Origin of the sequence: Aerosticca soli (assembly GCF_003967035.1) — a bacterium.
Lineage (GTDB): Bacteria > Pseudomonadota > Gammaproteobacteria > Xanthomonadales > Rhodanobacteraceae > Aerosticca > Aerosticca soli.
This window is the reverse complement of record NZ_AP018560.1, coordinates 327,516-354,014: the sequence shown is the minus strand read 5'-3', so window position 1 is coordinate 354,014 and position 26,499 is coordinate 327,516. Positions and strand designations below refer to the sequence as shown.

General features: G+C 70.7%; 21 protein-coding genes. 10 read left to right on the top strand and 11 right to left on the bottom strand.

The annotated features are described in order from the left end of the window. Positions 1–143: 143 nt before the first annotated feature. The 3 genes from ALSL_RS01520 to ALSL_RS13605 form a co-directional block, all read right to left on the bottom strand. On the bottom strand, positions 144–1,781 hold the full coding sequence (locus ALSL_RS01520) for a methyl-accepting chemotaxis protein (protein ID WP_126536000.1): 1,638 nt from the start codon (positions 1,779–1,781) through the stop codon (positions 144–146). Positions 1,782–1,878: 97 nt separating this feature from the next. Beyond that, entirely contained in the window at positions 1,879–2,601 is a 723-nt protein-coding gene (locus tag ALSL_RS01515; protein ID WP_126535998.1) for a ComF family protein, read from the bottom strand. Continuing rightward, positions 2,588–2,806, bottom strand: coding sequence for a hypothetical protein (locus ALSL_RS13605; protein WP_126535996.1), 219 nt, complete (start codon positions 2,804–2,806; stop codon positions 2,588–2,590). The genes ALSL_RS01515 and ALSL_RS13605 overlap by 14 nt, the downstream gene beginning before the upstream one ends. Before the next feature lie 100 nt (positions 2,807–2,906). On the opposite strand from ALSL_RS13605, the gene bioH reads away from it, so the two are divergent. Together bioH and bioC are read left to right on the top strand one after the other, a co-directional pair. Next, positions 2,907–3,680, top strand: coding sequence for a pimeloyl-ACP methyl ester esterase BioH (bioH, locus tag ALSL_RS01505; protein ID WP_126535994.1), 774 nt, complete (start codon positions 2,907–2,909; stop codon positions 3,678–3,680). Beyond that, a complete protein-coding gene (gene bioC, locus ALSL_RS01500) occupies positions 3,677–4,552 on the top strand; it encodes a malonyl-ACP O-methyltransferase BioC (protein ID WP_126535992.1) in 876 nt (291 codons plus the stop codon). Before bioH ends, bioC begins: the two co-directional genes overlap by 4 nt. A gap of 120 nt (positions 4,553–4,672) precedes the next feature. On the opposite strand, the gene ALSL_RS01495 is transcribed toward bioC, so the two are convergent. The 6 genes from ALSL_RS01495 to pepN all read right to left on the bottom strand — a co-directional run bounded on the left by ALSL_RS01495 (position 4,673) and on the right by pepN (position 15,295). Beyond that, the gene (locus ALSL_RS01495) at positions 4,673–6,517 is read right to left on the bottom strand and encodes an autotransporter domain-containing protein (protein ID WP_126535990.1); all 1,845 of its coding nucleotides are present in this window, start codon (positions 6,515–6,517) and stop codon (positions 4,673–4,675) included. Positions 6,518–6,606: 89 nt separating this feature from the next. After that, on the bottom strand, positions 6,607–8,922 hold the full coding sequence (locus ALSL_RS01490) for a Tex family protein (protein ID WP_126535988.1): 2,316 nt from the start codon (positions 8,920–8,922) through the stop codon (positions 6,607–6,609). Positions 8,923–9,068: 146 nt separating this feature from the next. Beyond that, positions 9,069–9,806 (bottom strand): RDD family protein, encoded by a 738-nt coding sequence (locus ALSL_RS01485; RefSeq protein ID WP_126535986.1) that lies wholly within the window; start codon positions 9,804–9,806, stop codon positions 9,069–9,071. Between the two features lie 84 nt (positions 9,807–9,890). Further along, positions 9,891–11,765 (bottom strand): tRNA uridine-5-carboxymethylaminomethyl(34) synthesis enzyme MnmG, encoded by a 1,875-nt coding sequence (gene mnmG, locus ALSL_RS01480; RefSeq protein ID WP_126535984.1) that lies wholly within the window; start codon positions 11,763–11,765, stop codon positions 9,891–9,893. Positions 11,766–12,302: 537 nt separating this feature from the next. Further along, positions 12,303–12,512, bottom strand: a complete 210-nt coding sequence (locus tag ALSL_RS13600) for a hypothetical protein (RefSeq protein ID WP_126535982.1) — start codon at positions 12,510–12,512, stop codon at positions 12,303–12,305. 140 nt (positions 12,513–12,652) lie between these two features. Beyond that, entirely contained in the window at positions 12,653–15,295 is a 2,643-nt protein-coding gene (gene pepN / locus ALSL_RS01470) for an aminopeptidase N (RefSeq protein ID WP_126535980.1), read from the bottom strand. A gap of 67 nt (positions 15,296–15,362) precedes the next feature. On the opposite strand from pepN, the gene ALSL_RS01465 reads away from it, so the two are divergent. Beyond that, the gene (locus tag ALSL_RS01465) at positions 15,363–16,304 is read left to right on the top strand and encodes a pyridoxal-phosphate dependent enzyme (protein ID WP_231700261.1); all 942 of its coding nucleotides are present in this window, start codon (positions 15,363–15,365) and stop codon (positions 16,302–16,304) included. 18 nt (positions 16,305–16,322) lie between these two features. Here ALSL_RS01465 and ALSL_RS01460 read toward each other — a convergent pair whose 3' ends face one another. Then, on the bottom strand, positions 16,323–17,384 hold the full coding sequence (locus ALSL_RS01460; RefSeq protein ID WP_126535976.1) for a sterol desaturase family protein: 1,062 nt from the start codon (positions 17,382–17,384) through the stop codon (positions 16,323–16,325). A 276-nt stretch (positions 17,385–17,660) separates the two neighbouring features. Continuing rightward, positions 17,661–18,548: a DMT family transporter gene (locus ALSL_RS01455; RefSeq protein ID WP_126535974.1), complete on the bottom strand. Its 888-nt coding sequence runs from the start codon at positions 18,546–18,548 to the stop codon at positions 17,661–17,663. A 70-nt stretch (positions 18,549–18,618) separates the two neighbouring features. Between ALSL_RS01455 and ALSL_RS01450 the strand changes: the two genes are divergently transcribed. The 7 genes from ALSL_RS01450 to ALSL_RS01420 all read left to right on the top strand — a co-directional run bounded on the left by ALSL_RS01450 (position 18,619) and on the right by ALSL_RS01420 (position 26,484). Then, positions 18,619–19,188 carry a DNA-3-methyladenine glycosylase I gene (locus ALSL_RS01450; protein ID WP_343192839.1) on the top strand — a complete coding sequence of 190 codons (570 nt, stop codon included), beginning with the start codon at positions 18,619–18,621 and terminating at the stop codon, positions 19,186–19,188. Positions 19,189–19,191: 3 nt separating this feature from the next. Further along, positions 19,192–20,070 carry an EamA family transporter gene (locus ALSL_RS01445; protein ID WP_126535972.1) on the top strand — a complete coding sequence of 293 codons (879 nt, stop codon included), beginning with the start codon at positions 19,192–19,194 and terminating at the stop codon, positions 20,068–20,070. 152 nt (positions 20,071–20,222) lie between these two features. Continuing rightward, complete coding sequence (locus ALSL_RS01440) at positions 20,223–20,909, top strand: alpha/beta hydrolase (protein WP_126535970.1); 687 nt, start codon at positions 20,223–20,225, stop codon at positions 20,907–20,909. Between the two features lie 22 nt (positions 20,910–20,931). Then, entirely contained in the window at positions 20,932–22,047 is a 1,116-nt protein-coding gene (gene zapE, locus ALSL_RS01435) for a cell division protein ZapE (RefSeq protein WP_126535968.1), read from the top strand. A 127-nt stretch (positions 22,048–22,174) separates the two neighbouring features. Then, positions 22,175–23,695: an aldehyde dehydrogenase gene (gene adh, locus ALSL_RS01430; protein ID WP_126535966.1), complete on the top strand. Its 1,521-nt coding sequence runs from the start codon at positions 22,175–22,177 to the stop codon at positions 23,693–23,695. A gap of 219 nt (positions 23,696–23,914) precedes the next feature. Then, positions 23,915–24,550 carry a TonB-dependent receptor domain-containing protein gene (locus tag ALSL_RS01425; protein ID WP_161970913.1) on the top strand — a complete coding sequence of 212 codons (636 nt, stop codon included), beginning with the start codon at positions 23,915–23,917 and terminating at the stop codon, positions 24,548–24,550. A 65-nt stretch (positions 24,551–24,615) separates the two neighbouring features. Beyond that, positions 24,616–26,484: a M1 family metallopeptidase gene (locus tag ALSL_RS01420; RefSeq protein ID WP_126535961.1), complete on the top strand. Its 1,869-nt coding sequence runs from the start codon at positions 24,616–24,618 to the stop codon at positions 26,482–26,484. Positions 26,485–26,499: the final 15 nt, after the last annotated feature.

The following is a 26,499-nucleotide window of genomic DNA, read 5'->3' as shown; positions in this document are numbered from 1 at the left end:
GATGGGCGTCCATGGCGTTTTCCGCCCGCTGCGGCGTGGCACGCCCGCGCCATGCTCCACCATCCCCGACTCATCGCCCTTGAGTACCCATGCCGGGGCATCCGGCTGCCAGCCAGGAAGCGCCGGATAAATCAGCGATGCCTTTAAACCTGCGCGGGCTCCGCCGTGGCCGGCGCGGCGGCTTCCGGCGCCGTGGTGGCTGGCACGGCCGGACGATCTTCGAGATGGAACAGCGCCACCGAGGCCTCGAGCAACGCCGCCTGATGACGCAGCGCGGCCACCGCGGCGCTGGTTTCCCCCACCATCGCGGCGTTGTGCTGGGTGATGCCGTCCAGCTGCATGATCATGGCGTTGATCTGCTGCACGCCGGCGGATTGTTCGCCTGCGGCGTGTGCCAGTTCCTCGATCAGCGCGCGCACGCGCGTGGCCGCCTGCACGATGGCCTGCACGCGGTCCTCCGCGGCCTGCACCGCATCGATGCCCTCGCCCACCTTGCCGAGCGAGGCTTCGATGAGCCGGCGGATGTCGCGCGAGGCGGCCGTGCTGCGCTGGGCGAGCGCGCGCACTTCGCCGGCGACCACGGCAAAACCGCGGCCGTGTTCGCCGGCGCGGGCGGCCTCGACGGCCGCATTGAGGGCGAGCAGGTTGGTCTGGAAGGCCAGCTCGTCGACCAGCGTGGTGACCTCGGCGATCTGCTGCGCGGATTGCTGGATGGCCGCCATGCTCTCGCGCACGCGGTCGGTGGCCTGGCGCCCTTCCCCCGCTGCGCCGGCGACGGCCACGGCGAGTTGGCGCGCTTCGCCGGTGCGCTGTTCGGACTGTTGCAGCACCGCGGTGAATTCCTCCATCGCCGCGGAGGCCTGTTCCAGGCTGGCGGCCTGGCTTTCGGTGCGACGGGAAAGCTCCTGCGCGTCGGCCGCGACCTGGGCCGCGGAGGCTTCCAGCACGCCGATGCCGGCACGCACGTCGCCGACCACCGCGCGCAGATTGACACCGAGCTGGTCGAGCGCGCGCCCGAGCTCGCTCCCGTGGTCGGCCTGCCCGGCCGTGTGATCGACCGCGAGTTCGCCGGCCGCCAGCCGGCGCGCCTTGGCGATCGCCTCGAGCATCGGCTTGCCGGTCAACCGCCGCAGGCCGGCCCAACCCAGGCAGGCCGCCAGGGCACCGGCGACCAGTGCCGCCCACGGCTGCCAGGGGCGCAGCGCCGGCCAGCCGGCGCCGAAGCCGGCGATTGCGGCCACCAGCAGCGCCCAGGCCAGCATGCGCAGCGCCATCAGCTGGCCGAGCCGTTCCAGAGCGCGCCGCCAGCGCTTGCCGGCATACACCCGGCCGCCGCGCAATACGTAGGGCAGCGGGCGTCCGGCCTGCTCGGCCGCGCGCATCGCCGCATACAAAGCGCTGGCCTCGGCCACCGCCTGCCGCGACGGACAGGTGCGCACGGACAGATAACCGACGACCTTGCCGGCGGCGCTGCGCACCGGCGTGACGTGTGCCCGCACCCAGTAATGATCGCCGTTCTTGCGACGGTTCTTGACCAAGGCCGACCACGGCTGCCCGGCACGGATGGTGGCCCACAGATCACGAAACGCCTCGCGCGGCATGTCGGGGTGGCGGATCAGGCTCTGCGGCTGACCGATCAGCTCCTCGCGCTCGTACCCGCTGATGCGTACGAAAGTCTCGTTGGCGTAGGTGATGTCGCCACTCAGATCGGTGGCCGAGACGATCGACGCATCGGCCGGGTAGAGGTATTCGCGCTGGGTGACCGGCAGATTGATGCGCACCAGGGGACTCTCGCCATGGGCAGGGGAGTGTTTTTGCTAACGGCCGGCATGGCCGCAACTTGAGTGTGGTAGAGCGCCGCGCGGCGATTCGCCGTGCTCAGGACCGGCCGGCGCTCGCGCGCGCGAGCGCCCACACGTCGACCCGCGCGACGCCCGCCCGGCGCAACGCCCGCGTGCAGGCGGCCAGCGTGGCGCCGGTGGTGAAGACGTCATCGAGCACGGCCACGTGGCCCACGCCGCGAACCGCGCGTGCCGAAAAGGCATCGCGCACGTTGCGGCGACGCCCGGCGGCATCGAGCCCGGTTTGCGCGGCGGTGTCCCTGTTTCGCCGCAGCAGATCGGGTCGACAAGACACCCCCAGCTGGCGACCGAGCACGCGCGCGAGCTCCAATGCCTGGTTGTAGCCGCGCCCACGCAGACGCCGGCGCGAGAGCGGCACCGGCACGATCCACTGCGGCAGCGGCAGCGGCGGGGTTTCCATCGCCCACAGCCGGGCCAGCGTGCGCCCGGCGGCAAGATCGCCGCCGAACTTGAAGCGCGCCTCCAGCCGGTCCAGCGGCCAGGCATAGCGGAACGGCGACCAGGCCGCCTGCCACGGCGGCGGATCGCGCAGGCATCGCCCACAGCAGGCGCTCGCCGTCGGCAGCGGCAAAGCGCAGCGCGCGCAGCAGGCGAGGTTGCGCGGCAGCTCCGCCAGGCAGGCCGGGCACAGATCCAGGCCTTGCGTGCCACGCGCCCCGCACAACAGGCAGCGCCAGGGCAGCACCCAGCCCTGCAGCGCGGCACCCAGACGCGCCGGCCAGGATTCAACGCGCCACATGCCGGTCGGCATCCACGGCCGCGCCCAGGTGCACCAGCCAGCCGAGCCAGACGATCCACGCCAGCAGCGCGGCGATCAGGAAGACCCACGCGGCGACACGGCGCCCCTGGAGCCACTGTCCCAGGCCGGGCAGCACCACGCTGGCCGCGACGGGCAGCCAGAGCGGGCGGTCGACGGGGCGCTTCGAGGGTGCGGGGCCTTCCATGCGGCGATGGTAACCGCGCGCCGTGCAGGGCGCGGGCCCTTCGTATAATGGACGCCATCACCATGCGTTTTTTTCTCCTCCCCGTTGCCCCGTGCCCGGCATGAGCCTGTTCATCGAACGGGCCGGCCATGGTCCCCTGCCGCTGGTGCTGATCCATGGCTGGGCCATGCACGGCGGCGTGTTCGCGCCGCTGGTCGAGGCCATGGCCGCGCATTGCACGCTGTATCTGGTCGACCTGCCCGGCCACGGCCATTCACGGGATTGCACGCTGCCGCTCGAACCGGCGGTATGCGCGCAGGCGATCGTCGAACGCACGCCGCCCGCCGCCTGGCTGGGCTGGTCGCTGGGCGGCCTGGTGGCGCTTGAAGGCGCGCTGGACCACCCCGGCCACGTGCGCGCGCTGACGATGCTGTGCGCAACGCCGCGTTTCGTGCGCGATGCGGACTGGCCAGGCGGCGACCCGGACACGCTCGCGCGCCTGGCCCGCGACCTGCGCGAGGACTACCGCGGCACGCTGGAGCGCTTTCTGGCGCTGGAGGCGATGGGCAGCGACGATCCGGCCGCCGAGCTGCGCCATTTGCGTGCGCTCGCCTTCGCCCGTGGCGAGCCGGATCCGCGCGTACTGGAGGAAGGCATCGGCCTGCTCGGACGCACCGACCTGCGCCCCGCCCTCGCACGGCTGACGGTGCCCAGCCTGTGGATCGCCGGCCGCCGCGACCGCCTGGTGCCGCCGGCGGCGATGCGCCGCGCCGCGCAGGCCGGTCACGGCCGGTTCGTCGAGATCGCCCATGCCGGCCATGCGCCCTTCCTGGGGCATGCCGAGCGCGTGGCCGCGGCACTACGGCCTTTCCTCGAAGGCGCGGCAGCCGCATGAACACGCCGCGCCAGCGCCTGTTGCTGCGCCGTCGCTTCGCCCGTGCGGCGGCCACCTACGGACGCCACGACGCGCTGGCCCGCGCCGTCGCGGACCATCTGTTCGGACGTCTGGACTTCCATCCGGATCCGCCGCAGCTGGTGCTCGACGTCGGCGCCGGCCAGGGCCGCGACAGCGCCGCACTCAAGAAACGCTGGCCGCGCGCGCAGGTGATCGCGTTCGATGTCGCCCTGCCGATGCTGCGCGGCGCGCGCAGGTCCCTGCCTTGGCGGCAGCCGTTCGCGCGCGTGTGCGCCGATGCGTGCGCCCTGCCGCTGCCCGACCACGTCGCCGACGTGCTCTACGCCAATCTGTGCTTCGCCTGGGTCGACGACCTGCCCGCGCTGTTCGCCGAATGCGCGCGCGTGCTGCGACCCGGCGGCCTGCTCGCCTTCTCCACCTTCGGGCCGGACACCCTGCGCGAGTTGCGTACTGCCTGGGCGCAGGTCGACGAAGACGCGCACGTGGGGCGCTTTCTCGACCTGCACGACGTCGGCGACGCCATGCTCGCCGCGGGCCTGCGCGACCCGGTGCTCGACGTCGACCGCTACACGCTCACCTTCGCCAAGGCCGCCGACGTGTTCGCCGAACTGCGCGGCATGGGCATCGCCAACCTCGACCCCGGACGCGCGCGCGGCCTCACCGGCCGGCGGCGCTTCGATCGCATGCTGGCCGCCTACGACGCCCTGCGCGAGGACGGACGCCTTCCGCTCGGCTTCGAGATCGTCACCGCGCACGCCTTCGGCCCGCCGCCGGGCCAGCCGCGCCGCGGCGCCGGCGGCGGCGAGATCGCCAGCTTCAGCGTCGATCGCCTGCGCGGCTCGCGTCGCTGAGGGCGGGCTTTCGGCACGGCGCCGACGCACCCCGCGCATCGGCACTTCCACCGCTCTCAAAGAAACGCCCCGGCATGGCCGGGGCGGAAGGGAACGTGCCGTGCCTCGAAAGGCGCCTGGTCAGAAGGCGACCTTCATGCCCATGTTCACGTTGTGCTCGCGCTGGCTGTCGTTGCTGAAGGTGCTGCTGTAGGCGATCCAGCCGGTGACGTTGCTGGTGAGCTGGGTGACCAGGCCGATGTCGGCGCGCGCCCAGGTCGAGTCGGGGGCGAAACCGGGCAGCACGAAGTGGCCGCTCATGCCCGCCACGCCGGCCTTGATGCCGCGCGGATCGGCCTTCTCGTCGTGGTTCCAGCTGACCTCGGCGTAGGGCGACATCACCAGTTCGTTGAGCTGCCAGGTGCCCTTGAGCCGCCAGCCGGCCTGCTCGATCAGCGCGTCGCGCTGCTGGCGACCGAACCACATCGTGGTGCTGTCGCTGCCGCCTTCGGTGTAGCCGTCCACCTTCACCGTCTGCCATTCGGCATGCGCGAACGGGCCGGTCTCGATGCTGTCGCCGAGACGGAACCACCAGCCGCCCTCCAGCCCGCCGCCCAGGTGCGAGCCGTCGGCCTTGCCGCTCTCGGTGCGGCGCAGCGGACCGATCCAGAAACGCCGGTCGATGTCCTTGAAATTGGACTGGCCGTAGCTGGCGAACGCGCCGAGGTAGCCGCCGCCGCGGTGATAGAACGCATAGCCCAGGCCGGTGATGTCGTCCATGCGGTAGCCACCGCCGCCGTGGGCGAAGTCGGCGTTGTTGCGGCCCGCGCTCAGGGCCACGCCGAAGGAGAAGTTCTCGTTCGCGCGCACGTCGGCGCCGATGGTCAGGTTGATGTTGTCGCTGTCGGTCTTGGGTGCGCCGCCGCTGTTGTCGAAGTGCTGCTGGCCGTAGTCGGCGTTGACGAACATGCGCGTGTCGCTGCCCTCGCGGTCGGCCAGCATCTGGTTGCGCACGGCGCGGAACTGCGCCGCGGTGGCCGCGAGCGGCGCCTCGCCGAGCAGCGACACCTGCCCGGGCGCGGCCAGCTCGGACAGCACCACCTGCGCGACCATCGCGTGCGCGGCGTCGGTCGGATGCACGCCGTCGGCGAACAGATAGCTCTGGTTGGTGCCCGGCGCATAGCTGTAGGGCAGGCCCGCGCCCTGCGGACCGCATAGGACCGAGGTGGCACCGACGCCGCAGGCGGGCGCGGTGACATTGCTGAAGCCGAACGCGGCCGGGTTGGCGACCACTTCGTTGATCAGCGCGAAGGTGTTGACCGGGATGACGTTGAGCCCGAGCTTGGCCACGCCGGCATCCAGCGTGCTGTTGTAGATCACCGACAGCTGGGTCGCGCCGGCCGAGGCGGCCGCGCCCCCGGCGAGCGCCTGGGGCGTCTTGCCGATGTCGGGCAAGTTGTAGACCACCACGTAGCGGGCGCCGGCGGCCTGCAACTGGCCGAGCAGGCCGGCTTCCGTCTGCGCGGCGGTGGCGGTGCCGACGGCGAGCGCGGTGGCGTCGCTGGTGGTCGCGGTCAGGTAGAAGATGTCGTTGGCGCCGCCCCAGACCTGATACAGCGCCGAAGGGTCGGCCTTGCCGCCGTTGGCGGCCAGGTACATCGCAAGCTGCTGCGGCAGGGTCGGGATCGGGCCCGCGGCCGAGTTGTGCACCAGGCCGGCGCCGCCGAAGGCGTAGTCCGTGCCGCCGGCCAGCGACGGCGTGGCCGGGTGGCCGAGTGCCGCGGCCACGCGCTCGGCGGCGGTCATGCCCGGATTGGTGGTGAAGCGCAGCGGCGGCTGGATCGTCGGCGCGGTGGCCAGCGAGATGTTACCGGCATCGCTCAGGCTGTCGCCGATGACCACCACCTTGCTGAAATCGGCGGCGGCCGCGGTGCTGGCGATGAGGCCGGCGGCGATGGCGCCGGCAAGCATGCGGATGCGCAACATGGGTTCACTCCTTGGGATGAAAAGCTTGTTTCGTTGAGGTTATGACAGACCATACGTGCGCGCATGCTGCGCTGCACGCAGCCGGTGGATCAGCGTTTGAGCGCGCGGCTGAGCGCCTCGGCGAAGGCGGCATTGGCCGGCGCCGGCGCGGCCTTGGGCGCGCTCGTCGGACGCGGCGCGCGGGAATTTTCCGGCCGGCCGCCCCGCGCGGCGCGCTCGGCGCCGGGCACGTCGTCCAGGCGCATCGACAGCGCGACGCGGCGGCGCTCCAGATCCACCTCCATCACCTTGACCTTGACGATGTCGCCGGCCTTGACCACCTCGCGCGGATCCTTGACGAAGCGGTGCGAGAGCGCCGAGACGTGCACCAGGCCGTCCTGATGCACGCCGATGTCGACGAAGGCGCCGAACGCGGCGACATTGGTGACGCGCCCTTCCAGGATCATGCCGGGTTCGAGGTCCTTGAGCTCCTCCACGCCCTCGGCGAAGCTCGGGGCGACGAAGGCCGGGCGCGGGTCGCGGCCGGGTTTTTCCAGTTCCTTGAGGATGTCGCGCACGGTGGGCAGGCCGAAGCGCGCGTCGGTGAAGGGCTGGGGCTCCAGCCGGCGCAGGAAGGCGACGTCGCCGATGAGCTCGCGCACCGATCGCCCGCACTGCGCGAGGATGCGCTCGACCACCGGATAGGCCTCCGGATGCACCGCGCTGGCGTCGAGCGGATCGTCGCCGTCGGGAATGCGCAGGAAGCCCGCGCACTGCTCGAAGGCCTTCTCGCCCAGCCGCGGCACCTTGAGCAAGGCCCTGCGGCTGCGGAACGGTCCGTGCGCGTCGCGATGCCGGACCACGTTCTCGGCCACCGTGGGCGTGAGCCCGGCCACCCGCGCGAGCAGCGCCGCCGAGGCGGTGTTGACGTTGACGCCGACCGCATTCACGCAGTCCTCGACGCGGGCGTCCAGCGCACGCGCCAGCTTGGCCTGGTTGACGTCGTGCTGGTACTGGCCCACGCCGATCGCCTTGGGCTCGATCTTGACCAGCTCGGCCAGCGGGTCCTGCAGCCGCCGGGCGATCGAGACCGCGCCGCGCAGGCTGACGTCGAGTTCGGGAAACTCGCGGGCGGCGAGCTCGGATGCCGAATACACCGAAGCGCCGGCTTCGCTGACCACGAGCTTGGCGAGCTTGCGCTCGGGATGGGTCTTGGCCAGCCCCTTGATCAGCTCGCCGGCCAGCTTGTCGGTCTCACGCGAGGCGGTGCCATTGCCGATCGCGATCAGTTCCACGCCGTGGGCCAGACACAGCCGGGCCAGCACGGCGAGCGATTCCTGCCACTGGCGTTTGGGTTCGTGCGGATAGACCGTGGCGGTGGCGAGCAGCTTGCCGGTGGCATCGACCACCGCCACCTTGACCCCGGTGCGGATGCCGGGATCGAGGCCCATCACCGTCTTGGCACCGGCCGGCGCGGCGAGCAGGAGATCCTTGAGGTTGTCGCCGAAAACGCGGATGGCCTCCTCCTCGGCCGCCTCGCGGGCGCGGGCGAAGAGGTCCAGTGTCAGCGCCAGATGCAGCCGCGCGCGCCAGGCCAGGCGGGCGGTCTCCAGCAACCAGCCGTCGGCGGCACGGCCGCGCGCGGCGAAACCGGCGTGCGCGGCGACGCGGCCTTCGGCCAGTGCGTGGCCGGCCTCCTCGTCCGCGCTGGGCGCGAGCACGAGGTCGAGCACGCCCTCGTGGCGCCCGCGCATCAGCGCGAGCAGGCGGTGCGAGGGAATCCTGGCGATCGGCTCGGCATGGTCGAACCAGTCACGGAATTTGGCGCCCTCGGTCTCCTTGCCCGCGATCACCCGCGCGCGGATCTGGCCGACGTCCCACAACCAGTCGCGCAGTGCGCCGACCAGCGCGGCGTCCTCGGCCAGGGTTTCGACGAGGATCGCGCGGGCGCCATCCAGCGCCGCGCGCACGTCGGGCACGCCCTTGTCCGCATCGACGAAACCGGCGGCGAAGGTTTCCGGATCGCGCGTCGGATCCTCGCGCAGGCCGGCGGCGAGCGGCGCCAGCCCCGCCTCGCGGGCGATCTGCGCGCGGGTGCGGCGCTTGGGCTTGTAGGGCAGGTACAGATCCTCCAGCCGCGCCTTGGTCTCGGCGGCGAGGATGTCGGCCTTCAGCGCCTCGTCGAGCTTGCCCTGCGCCTCGATGCTGGCCAGGATCGCGGCGCGGCGGTCCTCCAGTTCGCGCAGGTAATGCAGCCGCTCTTCCAGCAGACGCAGCTGGGTGTCGTCGAGACCGCCGGTGGCCTCCTTGCGGTAGCGGGCGATGAACGGCACGGTGGCGCCGCCATCCAAGAGTTCGACCGCGGCGCGCACCTGTGCGGGCGTGGCGGCGATGTCCTGGGCGATGCGTTGTTCGATGGCAAGCATGGGTCGTCGTTGGCAAGTCGAAGGCGATCCCGGTGCCCGCGCAAGACGCGGCGCGGAAGCAACGGGATGCGCGGGGGAAAGCGGCGGCGTGCCGGGTCTGCCGGGCGCCGGCACGCGGGCCGGTCACCCGTCGGGGCAGACTTTTTTCAGGCGTCGAGGCCCGAACGCGCCGTGGCAGTCGCCGCGCGGCCCTTCAGCACCAGCGTACCGGCGATGAGGTCGTGCAAGCCCTGCTTGCGGCGCGTCCAGGCGACCATCAGGAAGCCGATGCCGAGGATGAAGGCGCTGAGCAGCTTGGCGAAGTAGCGGCCGCTCGCCTTGGCAAAACCGATCCGGCGGCCGGCCAGATCGGTGACGCGCAGGCCGAGCGCGCGTTTGCCGACGGTGGCCTGCCAGACCGAGCTTTCGCACAGCGCGAAGTACAGCCAGCCGAGCAGCATCTGCGCCAGCACCGCCGGCGCGGCCGCATGCAGGTAGGCCTGCATGGCCTGCATCATCAGCTGCGGATCGTTGCCGGCCAGCATCTGCGCCTGCTGCAGGGCGGCCTGTGCCTGGCGCTCGCCGAGCAGGTTGCCGAGCAGCAGATTGGGAATCCACAACACCAGCGCGTCGATGAGATAGGCCGCCACGCGCTGCCAGAAGCCGGCCGGCGCCAGCGCCGGCGCCGACTGCGGCCAGACCGGGGCCGGCGGAGCGGCGGGCGGCACGGCCGGCGGCACGACGGTCTCTTCCGGGAACAGCACCGACAGCGGCCGCCAGTCGGCCAGGCCCTCGCGCCAGCCGAGATCGTCGCGGCTCAGTTCGCCGCTGCGCAGCCAGGCGCGCACCTGTTCCTCCTTGTACGGGCCATGGCGTTCGCCGTCGCGGCCGATCCAGATCTCCATCGCTTGGTTTCCCCGATGCCGTTTGAAAACTTGAAGACCATGATGCCACGGCCGGCCGGCACCCCGGCATTGGACGCGGCGATTTCAGGCCGCGCGACGCTTCAGATGCACCAGCAGCAGCGAGATCGCCGCCGGGGTGACGCCGCTGATGCGCGCCGCCTGGCCGAGCGTGACCGGCCGCGCGCGCTCGAGCTTGAGCCGCACCTCGGCCGAGAGTCCGCGGACCGCGCCGTAGTCGAAGTCCGCCGGGATCGGCGTGTGCTCGTGCCGGCGCTGGCGGGCGATTTCCTCGCGCTGACGCTCGAGGTAGCCGGCGTACTTGACCTGCACCTCCACCTGCGCGGCGACGTCCTCGCGGTCGGCGCCGGGACCGAAACCAGGCACGGCGACGAGGGTGGCGTAGTCGAGCTCCGGCCGGCGCAGGAGATCGAGCGCCGCCGTCTCGCGGCTCAGCGCGAGACCGAGCGTGCGCTCCAGCGCCGCACCGAGCGCATTGGTCGGCGCGGCCCACAGCGCGGCCAGGCGCTGCGTCTCGCGCTCGACCGCCTCGCGCTTGGCGCGCAGCGCGTCGTAGCGCGCCTGCGTCACCACGCCGAGCGCGTGGCCGGTTTCGGTGAGCCGCAGGTCGGCGTTGTCCTCGCGCAGGCTCAGCCGGTATTCGGCGCGCGAGGTGAACATGCGATACGGCTCGCTGGTGCCGTTGCCGGTGAGGTCGTCGATCAGCACGCCGATGTAGGCCTCGTCGCGGCGCGGATACCACGGCGCCTCGCCGCGCGCCATGCGGGCGGCGTTGAGGCCGGCGACGAGCCCTTGCGCGGCGGCCTCCTCATAGCCGGTGGTGCCATTGATCTGGCCGGCGAAATACAGCCCGGGGATGGCGCGGGTTTCCAGCCAAGGCGCGAGGCCGCGCGGGTCGAAGTAGTCGTACTCGATGGCATAGCCGGGGCGGGTGACGTGCGCGCGCTCGAAGCCGGGGATCGAATGCACCAGCGCGAGCTGCACGTCGAACGGCAGCGAGGTGGAGATGCCGTTGGGATAGATCTCGAAGCTGTCCAGCCCCTCCGGCTCGATGAAGATCTGGTGCGAGGCCTTGTCGGCGAAGCGCACCACCTTGTCCTCGATCGACGGGCAATAGCGCGGGCCCACGCCCTCGATCTGGCCGGTGTAGAGCGGCGAGCGGTCGAGCGCATCGCGGATGATCTCGTGGGTGCGCGCGCTGGTATGGGTGATCCAGCAGCTCACCTGGCGCGGGTGCTCGTCGCGCGCGCCGAGGAACGAGAACACCGGCGCCGGATCGTCCCCGGGCTGTTCCTCGAGCTGCGAGAAATCGATGCTGCGCCGGTCGATGCGCGGCGGCGTGCCGGTCTTCAGCCGATCGGCCGCCAGCGGCAGTTCGCGCAGCCGTTGCGCGAGCGCGGAGGCCGGCGCGTCGCCAGCGCGGCCGCCGGCGTATTGCGCCGGGCCGATGTGGATCTTGCCGGCGAGGAACGTGCCGACGGTGAGCACCACCGCGCGAGCCTGGAAGCGCACGCCCATCTGCGTCACCACGCCAGCGACGCGGCCGCGCTCGATGATGAGATCGTCCACCGCCTGCTGGAACAGCTCGAGGTTGGGCTGCGACTCGACGATGCGACGGATCGCCGCCTTGTACAGCGCGCGGTCCGCCTGGCAGCGGGTGGCGCGCACCGCCGGCCCCTTCGAGGCATTGAGCGTGCGCCACTGGATGCCGGCAAGATCTGCCGCATGCGCCATCGCCCCGCCGAGCGCGTCGATCTCCCGGACCAGATGGCCCTTGCCGATGCCGCCGATGGCCGGGTTGCAGCTCATCGCGCCGATCGTCTCCAGGTTGTGGGTGACGAGCAGCGTGCGCGCGCCCGTGCGCGCCGCGGCCAGGGCCGCCTCGGTGCCGGCGTGGCCGCCGCCGACCACGATCACGTCATAGCGGGTGGGATGGAACATGGGATTGGGCCTCGCGCTGACCGGCGACCCGACTGGGCCGCAGGACCGCCATTTTCGCCCGGCGCCGCCGCGATGACCACGCCGAGGCAAACGGCAGCGTGCCGATGGCACGGCGGTTGCACGACGCTTGGCGCACTTTCGCGGGCAAAGGCTGCGCGCTCACTGCGCGCGCCGAGGCGGACTGACAGGGGTCCGGCCACGCGCCGGGAAGGGGAGCAGGCGGCGTCGGAGCCCTCCGACGCCGCCATTTTTTGCTTCCGCCTGATGCCAAGGCCGGCAGTAGCGGCCTTGCGGAAGAAGATCTGGCGCCCGGCGGTCTTCAGGAACAGGGGGAATCCAGGATGACCGTTGTGCCGGGCGCCAGAAGCCGGTGCCAGAGCGGCGTTGCGGCACCACTGTGCCCGCGCCACCCTGAAGATGCGGTGACTATAACGGCCCTGGCGGGTCCATTTGTGCCGCAAAGGGTCAAGTCACACGCCCGACATGGGCAATTGTGAGGCGCATCACGCGGCATGACCGACGCGCTGCACAAACGCCTCATTGGCGAGCCGGCCCGCCCCGTGAGAGCACATCCAACTTGCGGCGCAGGCGCACGTTGTCCGCCAGCAGGCCCACGGTGAGGATCACCAGCAAAGTGGAAAAAGCCGCCTGTCCCAGGAAGTGCCAGAACCCCCACGCGAGCATGCAGCACACCGTGGCCGACAGCAGCAGTAGCACGTCATCCTTAGCCTTTGCGCGGATTTTCATGCGGCCACCCGCGCCAGGTGCCCATACAGTCTGCGGTCACGACGCGTCATGTCGTAGCTCTCGTCCGGATGTGTGCCTTGCCACTCTAGGACTGTAATTGAGTGAGCCGACGCCTGCCGGACGATGACAACAATTGCGCCTCACCCGGCCAGCAGCCGGGCGAGGATTTCGGCGAGGTTGGAGGAAAGCCGCGGCTCGGCGGCCAGGCCGGCGAGGAGTTCGCGCACGATCTCGCGCCGGCCGGGTTCCAGACGCGACCAGCCGTTGAAGGCGGTGGCCAGGCGCGCGGCGACCTGCGGATTGAGCGCATCGAGTGCACGCAGGCGCTCGATGAGGAAGCGGTAGCCGGCGCCGTCGGCGCGATGGAAGCCGCTCGGGTTGCCGTGGGCGTAGCTGCCCCAGAGCGCCCGCACGCGGTTCGGGTTCTTCATCGTGAAGGCCGGGTCGGCCTCCAGCGCGCGCACCCGCGCGAGCGCGGCATCGCCGGGCTGCTGGGCCTGCACGGCGAACCACTTGTCGAGCGCGAGGGCGTCCTCTGCATGGCGGGCGCGGAAATCGGCCAGTGCCGCGGCCGCCTGCGGCGCCTCGCGATGGACCAGCACGGTGAGCGCGGCGAGCCGGTCGGTCATGCCGGGGGCCCGTGCGTATTGCTGTGCGGCGGCGGCGAAGGCGGCGGCTGGATCGCGCAAGGCCCACAGCGCCAGTACGCGGCGCTTGAGCCGGCGACGGGCCTGCGCGGGGGCATCGAGGCGATCGTCATCGCCGACGGCCGAAAGTTCGTGGTAGCGCGATGCCAGCCGGTCGCCGAGCGTGTCGGCCAGATGACGTTCGAGCCTCTCGCGCAGCACGTGCACGCGCACCGGATCAACCGCGGTGTCGCCCTCGGTAAGCTCGATCTCGCCCGGCGGCGTCAGCAGTTCGGCGAGCAGGGCCGGATCGAGCGAGGCCTCATCGAAGGACCGCCGCAACGCCGCGCACCAGTGCGCGAGCGAGGCATCATCGTCGCGGCCGTCGCGCAGCGCCTGCCAGGCGCGCCGGGCCAGCTGCTGGCCGGCCTCCCAGCGGTTGAAGCCGTCCGGATCGTGAGCGAGCAGCAGCGCGAGATCTGCCGGCGCGTAGTCGCACGCGAGGATCACCGGCGCGGAGAAATCGCGCAGCAGCGAAGGCACCGGCGGCGTCTCGACCTGGCGGAAGACGAAGCTCTGCTCGGCCTCATCGAGCACCACCACGCACTCGGTCGCGCCCGCGGACGCCGCCCCGTCCAGATGCAGCGGCAGCAGGCGGCCTTCGCGGTCGAACAGGGCGAGCTTGAGCGGGATCGGCAACGGGCGCTTTTCCGGCTGGCCGGGCGTGGGCGGGGTGGATTGGCGAAGCTGCAGCGTGTAGCTGCGCGCGACTTCGTCGTATTCGCCGCGGGCGGTGACGCGCGGCGTGCCAGCCTGCGCGTACCAGGCCAGATACGGCGCGAGATCCAGCCCGTTGGCCTCGCCGAGCGCGGCGAGGAAATCCTCGATCGTCGCCGCGCGGCCGTCGTGGCGGGCGAAGTACAAATCCATGCCGCGACGGAAGCCGGCCGCGCCGAGCCGGCCGGCGATCATGCGCACCAGCTCGGCGCCCTTCTCGTACACCGTCGCGGTGTAGAAGTTGTCGATCGCGCGGTATTCGGCCGGGCGCACCGGATGCGCCAGCGGGCCGGCATCCTCGGGGAACTGCGTGCGCCGCAGCAGGGCGACGTCCTCGATGCGCTTCAGCGCCGGCACATGCAGCGCGGCGATGAACTGCTGCTCGCGGAACACGGTGAGCCCTTCCTTGAGCGAGAGCTGGAACCAGTCGCGGCAGGTGACGCGGTTGCCGGTCCAGTTGTGGAAATACTCGTGCCCGACCACCGCCTCGATGGCGCGGTATTCGTCGTCCGTGGTGACCGCCGGATCGGCCAGCAGATACTTGGCGTTGAAGATGTTGAGCCCCTTGTTCTCCATCGCGCCCATGTTGAAGTCGTGGGTGGCGACGACGTGGAACACGTCGAGGTCGTAGTTGCGCCCGTACGCCTGCTCGTCCCAGCGCATGGCGCGCTCCAGCGCATCGAGCGCGAAGCCGCAGCGGTCTATGGCGTCGGCCTCGGACCAGATCTTGAGCTTCACCGGGCGGCCGTCGGCGGTGACGTAGTCGCGCTCGCGATGTTCCAGGTGTCCCGCGACCAGCGCGAACAGATAACTCGGCCTGGGATGGGGATCGACGAAGCGCGCGAAGTGGCGGCCGTCGTCGAGATCGCCCGCGCCGGCCGGATTGCCACCGGCGAGCAGCACCGGAAAGCGCGCGCGATCGGCACGCAGGGTGACGCTGTAGCACGCCAGCACGTCGGGACGGTCGGGAAAAAAGGTGATGCGGCGAAAACCCTGCGCCTCGCACTGGGTGAGCAGGAAGCCGCGCTCGCGCGAGCCGGAAAGATACAGCCCCTCCAGCGCGGTGTTGTCCGCAGGGCGCAGGCGCACGCGCGTTTCCAGCACGCTGCCGTCGCGCGCGCCCGGCACTTCCAGCATGTCGTCGGCGTAACGCCACTCGCCGGCTGCGAGCGGCCGGCCATCGAGCGCGATGGCGAGCAGCTCCAGCCCTTCGCCGTCGAGCCGGAGCGGGGCGTTCGCATCCTCGCGCACCAGTGCCAGGTGCGCGGTGACCTCGCAGGCATCGATGGCGAGGTCGAAGGCGAGGTCCACCGTGCTCACCCGCCACGGCGGCGGCGTGTAGTCGGCAAGGCGGATCGGGGTGTCGTGGCGGTCGGTCATGGAGGGCTTTCAACGACAAGGCGGCGCGTTACCATGCCGGCCGCCCCGTCGCCTGACAAGCCTTGCCGTGAGCTTCGACCTGCCGACCCTCGATGACGTGCGCGACGCCGCCGCGCGCATCGCCCCGCATGCCCGCGTGACGCCAGTGCTGCGCAGCGACGCGCTCGATGCGCTGGCCGGCGCCGAGCTGTTCTTCAAGGCCGAGCATCTGCAGCGCGGCGGCGCGTTCAAGTTCCGCGGCGCCTGCAACGCGGTGCAGGCGCTGGATGCGCAGCAGGCCGCGCGCGGCGTGGTCACCCATTCCTCCGGCAACCATGGCCTGGCGCTCGCGCTCGCCGCCGCGTTGCGCGGCATCCCGGCGCACATCGTGGTGCCCGAGGGCGCGGTGCGCACCAAGCTGGAGGCGATCGTGCAGGCTGGCGCGGTGCTGCACCGCTGCGCGCCGACACAGGCCGCGCGCGAGGCCACGGCGGCCGCGATCGCGGCGCAGACCGGCGCGACGCTGGTGCACCCTTATGCCGACCCGCGCGTGATCGCCGGTCAAGGCACGCTGGCGCTGGAGCTGCTCGCGCAGACACGCGGGCTCGACGCGCTGCTGGTGCCGGTCGGCGGCGGTGGGCTGGCCGCCGGGGTGGCGATCGCCGCGCACGGGCTCGAACCCCGGCTCGAACTCTTCGCCGCCGAACCGGCCGGCGCCGACGATGCGGCGCGCTCGCTGGCCTGCGGCCGGCGCGTGGAGGACGTCGTTCCCGACACCCGCTGCGACGGCCTGCGCGCGCTGATCGGCCGGCCCAACCTCGCGGCGCTGCGCGCCCACCGCGTGCGCGTGATCACCGTCGAGGACGCGGCCAGCGACGCCGCGCAGCGACTCATCGCGCGCCATCTCAAGCAGGTGGTGGAACTGTCCAGCGCCACCGTACTCGCCGCACTGCTCGCCGCACGCGACACCTTCGCCGGCCGCCGCATCGGCGTGGTGCTGAGCGGCGGCAACGTCGACCTGCCGGCCTGATCCAGCGCGCCGTCAGACTCAATCCACGGCTTCGACCGCTACGACATCGGGTTTGATGACGGGCATTTCATGCGTCACAGGTACCGGCCGATAGCGTGCATCAAAGGACACCTCGCCCAGTCGCCAGCCGGAAATTCGCCAGACCGCCCCCCAGAATCGCCGAAACGCTGCCCAATGCAGACCCATCAAACCATACTGATTGTCCGCATCCACCATGGGATCGGCCACGCCGGTAGGGTGCAACGGTTCACCATACAAGGCGGTACCGAACAATACGTCCCAGATCGAAAACACTTGGCCAAAATTGCAGTTGTGCAAGCCTGGACGCTGCGGATCGGCCACCATATGGTGCAGTCGATGAAAACGCGGATCGACGAACAGCTTTCCGAAGATCGGGCCGAAACCGAGGCGCACGTTGGCATGGGAGAAGTTCTGTACCAATTCACCCAGCAGCATCAGCCATGCGAATTCAGCCGGCGCGACCCCGATCAGCAGTCCGACTCCCGCGAGCACCATGGATTGCAGGAAGCCATCCACTAAACTGCCGCGGTCGTTCGTCCAACAACTCATCTGACGCTGACTGTGATGCATCGAATGTAATGCCCACCACCATGGCAATGCGTGCTGGACACGGTGCATCCAGTAATAAACCAGGTCATAAACGACGTAATAAGCCACGAACAGCAGCAACGGATGCTGGCCGAGCCATGGAAACCAATGCAGCAAGCCCAAGGGAGACTTGCTGGCACTGTCATCGGGGCCGCTGTTGGCACCACCGAAATAGTTACTGATCGGTGTCAGCACCAGATAGGAAAACAGCGGGAAGATGCCCAACAGCATCAGCAACGTATATTGCCAATCCACCCGGGTGTACTTGCGATGAGTCCAACGCTCCGCCGGCACCAGGCTTTCCAGTGGCCGGAAAATGCAGGCGATGATCGTCACCTGCAGCAGGGCGATCAGTATGGCTTCTGCAATCTCGCGCGGATCCCCCGCCAACTTGTCCAAATGCAGCCAAGTGAGGACCGGAACCACGCCGTGCCGGCTGCAGGCGTCAATCAAGGCGGACCACCAGGTCATGACGTAGCTTAAGCCTAAAAAAACGGATGTCTTAATATCTTCGGACGGCCGACCTTTCGGCAGCGTTTCGTCGGCATGCCGCCCCGCCCCATGCCGCGCAGCTGGCAAAGCGCCACACCCCGCATCCACAAGCGCCTCGCCATTGCCCGGATTCGAGCACGTGGCCACTCGCTGCGAGAAGGTGGATGCGCGGCTCGTCTCACGACATCCTCACCGGCCGCCGCATCGGCGTGGTGCTGAGCGGCGGCAACGTCGACCTGCCGGCCTGACCGCGCGTCAGGCGCGAGGCCGCGCGAGGGACACCCCGCTCACCGCCGCGAGTCCGGCGAGGATCAGCGCGATGCCGAGCCCTTCCCAGGCATCCGGTTGCTCGCCGAGCAGCAGCCAGGCGAGCAGCACGCCGGTCACCGGCACGCCCAGGCTGCCCAGGCTCGCCACCGTGGTCGGCAGGTGCCGCAGCACCACCAGCCACAGCGCCCAGGCCACGCTGGAGGCCAGCACGCCGCTGTAGAGCAGCGCACCGAACAGCGGCAGGCCCCACTGCGGCGGCCGCTGCGGCACCCAGCAGGCAAACGCCGCCAGGACGAGCGCGCCGGCGAGCATCTGCCAGGCGGTGAAGGTGAGCACCGGCACGCTCGCCCGTCGCAGCAGGCGCTTGCTGAGCACGGTGCCCAGCGCCCAGGCGACGCCGCCGGCGAGCGCGATCACGGTGCTGCGCGCCTGGCCAAGGCCGTGCCAGGGTTCGAGGATGCAGAGGAGCCCGGCACCGGCGAAAAGCAGCCCGGCGACCTGTCGCCGACCGGGCCGCTCGCCCAGGATCGGCCAGGCCAGCAGCACCGCCCAGAACGGCATGGTGTAGGAAAGCAGCGCCACCCGACCGGCGCCGCCGTCGAGCAGCGCCCATTGCCCCAGTCCCTGGAAGGCGGCGGTCTGGCACAGGCCCACCGCCAGCGTCGGCAGCCACGGCGGCGGCCGCAGCGGCTGGCGGGTGAGCGCGAGCGCGGCGAACAGCACCGCGCTGCCCAAAAGGTAGCGCAGGGCGGCGAAATCGAACGGACCGATCCAGCGCAGGGCCTGCTTCATCACGATCCAGCTCAACGCCCAGATCAGCACGGTGATCGGCAGGGCGACGAAGGCGGCGCGGCGCGCGGGATCTGCAGCCATGACGATGCCAGGGCGGCGGGCCAGTGTAGCCGGCGCCTTGCGCTACAGTGACCAGCCTTTCCCCCGGGCGATGCCGATGATCGACGTGCTGCGCTGTCACTGGGCGGTCGGTGAGCCGCTGACCGGCTATCACGACACCGAATGGGGCGTGCCGCTGCACGAGGATCGCGCGCTGTTCGAGTTCCTGTGCCTGGAGGGCGCGCAGGCCGGGCTGTCCTGGCGCACCGTGCTGGTCAAGCGGCCGCGCTACCGCGACGTGCTGCATGGTTTCGACATCGCCCGCGTGGCGGCGATGCCCGATGCCGAGATCGAGGCCCTGCTGCTCGACGCCGGCCTGATCCGCAACCGCGCCAAGCTCCTGGCCATGCGCGACAACGCCCGCGCCGCGCTGGAAGTCGTCGCGCGATTCGGCAGTCTGGACGGCTATCTGTGGTCGTTCGTCGACGGCGCGCCGATCCGCAACCACTGGCACTCACCGGCCGAAGTGCCGGTCACCACCGCGCAGTCCGACCGCATGAGCCGCGAGCTCAAGCGGCGCGGCTTCCGTTTCGTCGGCAGCACCATCTGCTACGCCTTCATGCAGGCCACTGGCATGGTCGACGACCACCTGGTCAGCTGCTTTCGCCACGGCAGGGTGTAGCGCATGCTTCGGGATACCTCTTCCGCCCGCATCGCGATCGCCCTCGGCGCGCTCCTGATCGCGATGGTGTCCTACCAGTGCGGCGCGGCGCTGGCCAAGCAGCTGTTTCCCGCCGTCGGCGCGCAGGGGGCGACCGCGTACCGGCTGGGGCTCGGTGCGCTGGTGCTGCTCGCCTGGCGGCGACCGTGGCGACGCATGCGGCGCGGCATCGGCTGGCGCGCGCTGGTCGGCTATGGCCTGGCGCTCGGGGCGATGAATCTCTCGTTCTATCTCGCGCTGCGCACGATTCCGCTCGGCATCGCGGTGGCGCTGGAGTTCACCGGACCGCTGGCGCTGGCGCTGCTTGGATCGCGGCGCTGGCTGGACGTGTGCTGGATCGCGCTGATCGTGCTCGGGCTGTGGCTGCTGCTGCCGCTGCGCGGCGCGCTGCACGGGCTCGATCCGCGCGGCGTGCTGTGGGCGCTCATCGCCGGTGTCGGCTGGGCGCTGTACGTCGTGCTGGGGCAGCGGGCCGGTGCCGCGCACGGCGGCGATGCGGTGACCTGGGGCACCACGGTCGCGGCGCTGCTGGCGGTGCCGGTCGGTTTCGCGCATGCCGGCACCGCGCTGTTCACGCCGGCGCTGGTGCCGCTCGCGCTCGGCGTGGCACTGCTGAGCTCCGCGCTGCCTTATTCGCTGGAAATGCTCGCGCTGACCCGGCTGCCGGCGCGCACGTTCAGCGTGCTGCTGAGCCTGGAGCCGGCGATCGCCGCGCTGGCGGGCGTGCTGTTTCTCGGCGAACGACTCGGCGCGCTGCAGTGGCTGGCGATCGGCGCGATCATGCTCGCCGCGACCGGCACCGCGCTCGGCGCGCGCCGGCCGGTGGCCGAGCCGCTGGTGTGAGGCGTTCGCACGCCGCGCCGCCGCGTGTGATGCGGCCGGTAGCCCGAGCCGGCATGCATCGCGCATCGGCATCGCCATTGGCAGGCTTGCCGACCGCCGCGAGGCCCCAGGACTCGACGTCGTCGCCACGGCCTGGCGGTTATCATGTCGGCATGACTTTCGCTGCCCTGCCCGACGATCCCGACCGTTTCCCCGAACGCGCGGCGACTTTCATGCTGACCGGCCCTGCCGGCCGGCTGGAAACGGCCACCGACGTCGCCGATCGCGCCCATGCCCGGCGCGGTACGGCGGTGATCTGCCACCCGCACCCGCTGCAGGGCGGCACCATGCACAACAAGGTGGTGACCATGCTCGAACGCGCGCTACGCGAGTCGGGGCTGGACACCGTGCGCTTCAATTTCCGCGGCACTGGCGCTTCGGAAGGCCGCTATGCCGACGGCATCGGCGAGCGCGAGGATCTGGCCGCTGTGGCGGCCTGGGTGCGCCGGGTGCGGCCCGACGATGCGCTGTGGCTGGCCGGGTTTTCCTTCGGCAGCTACGTCACCTTGAGCATGGCCGCGGCCCTGCGCGCCGACGCGCTGATCAGCGTGGCGCCGCCGGTCGGGCGCTGGCCGTTCGACGGCTTTGCGCTGCCCGGCTGCCACTGGCTGGTGGTGATGGGCGAGGCCGACGAGGTGGTCGATCCCAAGGCGGTGTTCGACTGGATCGCCACGCTGGAGCGGCCACCCGAGCTCATCCGCATGCCCGACACCGGGCATTTCTTCCACCGTCGGCTGATGGACCTGCGCGGAGCGGTCAAGCACGCCGTGCGCGACTGGCTGCCGCCGCCGCGCGGCTGAGCCTTCGGGAAAAACGCAAAGCATGTCTGCCACCGTTCCGCTCGCGCCCAGTGCGCGTTATCAGGAAGGCGTCGCCGCGCACCGCTGGGAGGCCGATCCCGCGCAGCAGGCGGTGCTGCCCGAACTCGACCGCCTGCACGCGTCGCTCACCGCGGCGCCGGCGCCGGGTGGCCTGCTCGGCCGGCTGCGCGCGCTGGTCGGCGGCGAGCCGCGCGAACCGATCCCCGGGCTCTACCTGTGGGGCCGGGTCGGACGCGGCAAGACCTTCCTGATGGACCTGTTCGCCGCCAGCCTGCCGCACGGCATGGCGCTGCGCCGGCATTTCCACCGTTTCATGGCCGAGGTGCACGAACGCCTGCGGGCCATCGGCGAACGCCAGGACCCGCTGCGCGAGGTGGCGGCCGAGCTCGCCCGGCGCTGCCGCGTGCTGTGCCTGGACGAGTTCCTGGTCAGCGACATCGGCGATGCGATGATCCTGGCCAACCTGCTGGAGGCGCTGTTCGACGAGGGCGTCACCCTGGTCACCACCGCCAACACGCCGCCGCGCGAGCTGTACAAGGACGGCCTGCAGCGCGCGCGCTTCCTGCCGGCGATCGATCTCATCGAGCGCCACTGCCACGTGGTCGAACTGCGCTCGCCGCACGACTGGCGGTTGCGCGCGCTGACCCAGGCGCCGGTCTACCTCACCCCGCCTGGCCGCGAGGCCGAGCACGCGCTCGAGCGCATCTTCCAGTCCCAGGCCGCGGGCGAGGTGCAGGAAGGCGGCGTGCTCGACGTGCATGGCCGGCCGATTCCGCTGCGCCGGCGCGCCGAGGGCGTGGTCTGGTTCGATTTCGACGCCCTGTGCGAAGGCCCGCGCGGCGCGGCCGACTACCTCGCCATCGCGCGTGCCTTCCCCACCGTCATCGTCAGCAACGTGCCGCAATTCACCGGCGCCGACGATGACGCCGCCAAGCGTTTCATCCTGCTGGTGGACACGCTCTACGACCGCCGCGTCAAGCTGGTGCTCTCGGCCGCCGCGCCGGTCACCGAGCTCTACGACGGCGAGCGCCTGCGCGCCGAGTTCGGCCGCACCGAATCGCGCCTGATCGAGATGCAGAGCCGCGACTACCTGGACCTGCCGGTACGCGCCGACTGACCCCAGGCGTTGCGACTTTCGTCGGACGCGTGCGAAAGCGCGGCGAGCGCCGGGCGCATAATCGGCGGGCAGGCCTGGCGGGCGCCCCGCGAGGCCTCTCCACCCTCTCAAAACCAGGAGCGATGCCATGACCCCACTCGCGCAGCAGCATCTTCCCGTGCAGGTTCCCTTCAAGCAGCGCTATGGCAACTACATCGGCGGGCGCTGGGTGCCGCCGGTCAATGGCCGGTATTTCGAGAACGTGACGCCGATCACCGGCCAGGCGTTCTGCGAGGTGCCGCGTTCGGACAAGGACGACATCGAGGCCGCGCTCGACGCCGCGCACGCGGCCAAGGACGCCTGGGGCAAGACGCCGCCGGCCGAGCGCGCGAACCTCCTCAACCGCATCGCCGACCGCATGCAGGAAAACCTCGCCCTGCTCGCCTATGCCGAGACCTGGGACAACGGCAAGCCGGTGCGCGAGACGCTGAACGCCGACCTGCCGCTGGCGATCGACCACTTCCGCTATTTCGCCGGCTGCATCCGCGCGCAGGAAGGCACGATCGGCGAGATCGACGAGACCACCGTCGCCTACCACTTCCACGAGCCGCTCGGCGTGGTCGGGCAGATCATCCCGTGGAACTTCCCGCTGCTGATGGCGGCCTGGAAGCTCGCCCCGGCGCTCGCCGCCGGCAACTGCGTGGTGCTCAAGCCCGCCGAGCAGACCCCGGTGTCGATCCTGGTCTGGGCGGAACTGGTCGGCGACCTGCTGCCCGCCGGCGTGCTCAACATCGTCAACGGTTTCGGCCTGGAAGCCGGCAAGCCGCTCGCCTCGAGTCCGCGCATCGCCAAGATCGCCTTCACCGGCGAGACCACCACCGGCCGGCTCATCATGCAGTACGCCAGCCAGAACCTGATTCCGGTGACGCTGGAACTCGGCGGCAAGTCGCCCAACGTCTTCTTCGAAGACGTCATGGCCGCGGACGACGACTTCTTCGACAAGGCGCTGGAAGGCTTCGCCATGTTCGCGCTCAACCAGGGCGAGGTGTGCACCTGCCCGAGCCGCGCGCTGATCCAGGAGTCGATCTTCGACCGCTTCATGGAGCGCGCGCTGGAGCGGGTCAAGGCGATCCGCCAGGGCAACCCGCTCGACCCGGCGACGATGATCGGCGCGCAGGCATCCTCCGAGCAGCTGGAGAAGATCCTTTCCTACATCGACATCGGCAAGCAGGAAGGCGCCAAGCTGCTGACCGGCGGTGCGCGCACGGTGCTGGAGGGCGAGCTCAAGGACGGCTATTACGTGCAGCCGACCGTGTTCGTCGGCCACAACAAGATGCGCATCTTCCAGGAGGAGATCTTCGGCCCGGTGGTGTCGGTGACCACCTTCAAGGACGAGGCCGAGGCGCTCGCCATCGCCAACGACACGCTCTATGGCCTGGGCGCCGGCGTGTGGAGCCGCAACATCAACACCTGCTATCGCATGGGCCGTGGCATCCAGGCCGGCCGGGTGTGGACCAACTGCTACCACGCCTATCCCGCGCATGCGGCCTTCGGCGGCTACAAGCAGTCGGGCATCGGCCGCGAGACGCACAAAATGATGCTCGACCACTACCAGCAGACCAAGAACCTCCTGGTCAGCTACTCGCCCAAAAAGCTCGGGTTCTTCTGAGCGTGCCGCCACGCATCCGCTTCCGCGCCGCCGCAGCTTTCTGCCGGACGGCGCGACGCGGATGCGACACCACACGATGGCCATGGACCGCCGTCCTCGGCGCGCCGCTCGCCGCGGCGGCGCAGGGCAACCCCGCCAGCCTGCCCGCGGTACAGGTCCAGGCGCTGCGGCTCGATCTCGACACGCGCACGGTGCCGCCTCGCCCTCGACCTGCGTCCCGTGCAGCGGGAGCTCGGGCTCAAATGGCAACCATTGCCGGCGCTGGAACTCGAGGCCGCGGCCTTCCGTGCCGACAGCCGCCACGAGCTGGCGGTCGCCGCCAACGTCGACGGCCGCGCCAGCTACCGTAATGTCGGCAGCGTCCGCCGTCAGGGCTACGAACTCGGACTGAGCGGCCGGCCGGTCGCCGGCTGGCAGTTGAGCGCCGGCTTCACCCATCTGCTTGCCTATTACCGCGACGGCTTCACCACCTGCGCGGCCGCACCGTGCGTCACGCCCGAGCTGCGCATCCACGCCGGCGCCGTCCTGCCCGGCGTGCCGCGCCACTACGGCTCGCTGCGGCTCCAGCATGGCGGCGATCTGGGCTGGCGCCAGGGTTTCGGCCTGCAGGCGGTGGCGGCGACCTATGCCGACGATGCACACACCGCGCGCGCCGCCGGCTATGCCCTGCTCGGCGCCGACCTCGGCTATGGCTGGCAGCTCGCCGGCATCGATCGCCTGGAACTCAGTGCCCGCGTCGACAACCTCGCCGACCGCCACGTGGTGGGGTCGGTGATCGTCAATGAAAGCAACGGACGCTATTTCGAGCCCGCCCCGGGCCGCACGCTGATGCTGGGCGCCCGCGTGGTGTTCTGAAGGCGGCCCAAGGCGGTACGGCGGCGATGGCATACTGATCCATTGCCCGACCGCGATGGATACCCATGCGCCCAGTGCTGTTCGCCGTCCTGCTGTCGACCCTCGCGCCCGTCGCCGCGCAGGCGGCCGATCCGCATTCCTATGCGCAACCGGACGAGGTCCGCGTCCGCCACCTCGCGCTCGACCTCAGGCTCGATTTCCCGCATCGCGTGCTCGCCGGCCACGCCACGCTGACGCTGGACTGGATCGACCCCAAGGCCGCCGCGCTGGTGCTGGACACGCGCGACCTCGCCATCGCGCACGTCGAGGCGATCGACGGCGAAGGCCACACCTCCCCGCTCCCCTACACCCTGGCGCCACGCGACGCGGAGCTGGGCAGCAAGCTCACCATCGCCGCGCCGAGTCATCCGGCGCAGGTGCGCATCACCTATGCGACCTCGCCCGCGGCCTCGGGCCTGCAATGGCTCGCTCCCGCGCAGACCGCCGGCAAACGCCAGCCCTTCATGTTCTCGCAGAGCGAATCCATCCATGCGCGCTCGTGGGTGCCGCTGCAGGACTCACCGGCGATCCGCTTCACCTACGATGCGCACGTCAGTGCGCCGGCCAACGTGCGCGTGGTGATGAGCGCGCTCAACGGCGCCGGGCATCCGCTCGATGGCGACTTCCGCTTCGACCAGCCGCATCCCATTCCCTCCTACCTGCTCGCCATCGCCGCCGGCGACCTCGCGGTGAGGGAAACCGGCCCGCGCTCGGCGGTGTATGCGGAACCGGCCGTGGTGGACAAGGCCGCGCACGAGTTCGAGGACACCGAGCGACTGATCGCCACCACCGAGTCGCTGTACGGCCCCTATGCGTGGGGCCGCTACGACTTGCTGGTGTTGCCGCCCTCGTTCCCCTTCGGCGGCATGGAGAACCCCGACATGACCTTCGCCACGCCGACCGTGCTGGTCGGCGACAAGAGCCTGGTCTCGCTGGTCTCGCACGAGCTCGCCCATTCATGGTCGGGCAATCTGGTGACCAGCGCGGCGTGGCGCGACATCTGGCTCAACGAGGGCTTCACCACCTACGTGCAGGGCCGCATCACCGAAGCCGTGTACGGCAAGGCGCTGGCCGACGAGGAGGCGCTGCTGTCCGCCCGCGCGCTGCAGAAGTCGATCGGCACGCTGCCGGCGAACGCGCAACGTCTCGCCCCCGAGCCGCGCGGCATCGGCGCCGACGATGCGCTCTCCGACGTCGCCTACGACAAGGGCTCGTGGTTCCTGCGCACGCTGGAGCAGCGCTTCGGCCGCGCCGATTTCGACGCCTGGCTCAAGGGCTACTTCCATCGCCACGCCTTCACCAGCATCACCACCGAGGACATGCTGGCCGACCTCGAGTCGAACCTGCTCGACGCACATCCCGGCAAGATGGGCTGGGACGAGGTGCGCGCGTGGGTGTATGCACCCGGCATCCCGAAGGATGCGCCGCTGCCGACCTCGCCGCGCTTCGACGCCATCGACCAGGCGCGCGCCGCCTTTCTCGCCGGCGACCTGCCGGCAGCGCGGCTCGATGCGCAGCACTGGAACACGCAGGAGTGGATGTACTTCCTCGACCGCCTGCCCGACGACGCCCCGCTGGCAAAGCTGCGCGAACTCGACGCCGCCTGGCACCTCACCGGCACGCCCAATGCCGAGATCGGCATGCGCTGGTACAGCCACGCCATCGCCGCCGGCGACACCGATGCGTGGAGCGCCGCGCGCGAGCACATGACCCGCATCGGACGCATCTATCTCACCGTGCCGGTGTATCGCGCCTTCGCCGCCACGCCGGCGGGCCTTGCTTACGCGAAGGCCGCCTACGCGCAGGCCAGGGACGGCTATCACCCGTTGACGCGCGAGGCGATCGAGCGCGTGTTCGCCAAGGCGGAGCGATCCAAGACCGGCGCCGCGAAGTGATCGCCGGCTTTCTCC

Coding starts and splice junctions, on each gene's coding strand:
- ALSL_RS01515 (WP_126535998.1), bottom strand. CDS start 2,601: ATGTGGCGCGTTGAATCCTGGCCGGCGCGTCTGGGTGCCGCGCTGCAG.
- ALSL_RS13605 (WP_126535996.1), bottom strand. CDS start 2,806: ATGGAAGGCCCCGCACCCTCGAAGCGCCCCGTCGACCGCCCGCTCTGG.
- bioH (WP_126535994.1), top strand. CDS start 2,907: ATGAGCCTGTTCATCGAACGGGCCGGCCATGGTCCCCTGCCGCTGGTG.
- bioC (WP_126535992.1), top strand. CDS start 3,677: ATGAACACGCCGCGCCAGCGCCTGTTGCTGCGCCGTCGCTTCGCCCGT.
- ALSL_RS01495 (WP_126535990.1), bottom strand. CDS start 6,517: ATGTTGCGCATCCGCATGCTTGCCGGCGCCATCGCCGCCGGCCTCATC.
- ALSL_RS01490 (WP_126535988.1), bottom strand. CDS start 8,922: ATGCTTGCCATCGAACAACGCATCGCCCAGGACATCGCCGCCACGCCC.
- ALSL_RS01485 (WP_126535986.1), bottom strand. CDS start 9,806: ATGGAGATCTGGATCGGCCGCGACGGCGAACGCCATGGCCCGTACAAG.
- mnmG (WP_126535984.1), bottom strand. CDS start 11,765: ATGTTCCATCCCACCCGCTATGACGTGATCGTGGTCGGCGGCGGCCAC.
- ALSL_RS13600 (WP_126535982.1), bottom strand. CDS start 12,512: ATGAAAATCCGCGCAAAGGCTAAGGATGACGTGCTACTGCTGCTGTCG.
- pepN (WP_126535980.1), bottom strand. CDS start 15,295: ATGACCGACCGCCACGACACCCCGATCCGCCTTGCCGACTACACGCCG.
- ALSL_RS01460 (WP_126535976.1), bottom strand. CDS start 17,384: ATGACCTGGTGGTCCGCCTTGATTGACGCCTGCAGCCGGCACGGCGTG.
- ALSL_RS01455 (WP_126535974.1), bottom strand. CDS start 18,548: ATGGCTGCAGATCCCGCGCGCCGCGCCGCCTTCGTCGCCCTGCCGATC.
- ALSL_RS01450 (WP_343192839.1), top strand. CDS start 18,619: ATGCCGATGATCGACGTGCTGCGCTGTCACTGGGCGGTCGGTGAGCCG.
- ALSL_RS01445 (WP_126535972.1), top strand. CDS start 19,192: ATGCTTCGGGATACCTCTTCCGCCCGCATCGCGATCGCCCTCGGCGCG.
- ALSL_RS01440 (WP_126535970.1), top strand. CDS start 20,223: ATGACTTTCGCTGCCCTGCCCGACGATCCCGACCGTTTCCCCGAACGC.
- zapE (WP_126535968.1), top strand. CDS start 20,932: ATGTCTGCCACCGTTCCGCTCGCGCCCAGTGCGCGTTATCAGGAAGGC.
- adh (WP_126535966.1), top strand. CDS start 22,175: ATGACCCCACTCGCGCAGCAGCATCTTCCCGTGCAGGTTCCCTTCAAG.
- ALSL_RS01420 (WP_126535961.1), top strand. CDS start 24,616: ATGCGCCCAGTGCTGTTCGCCGTCCTGCTGTCGACCCTCGCGCCCGTC.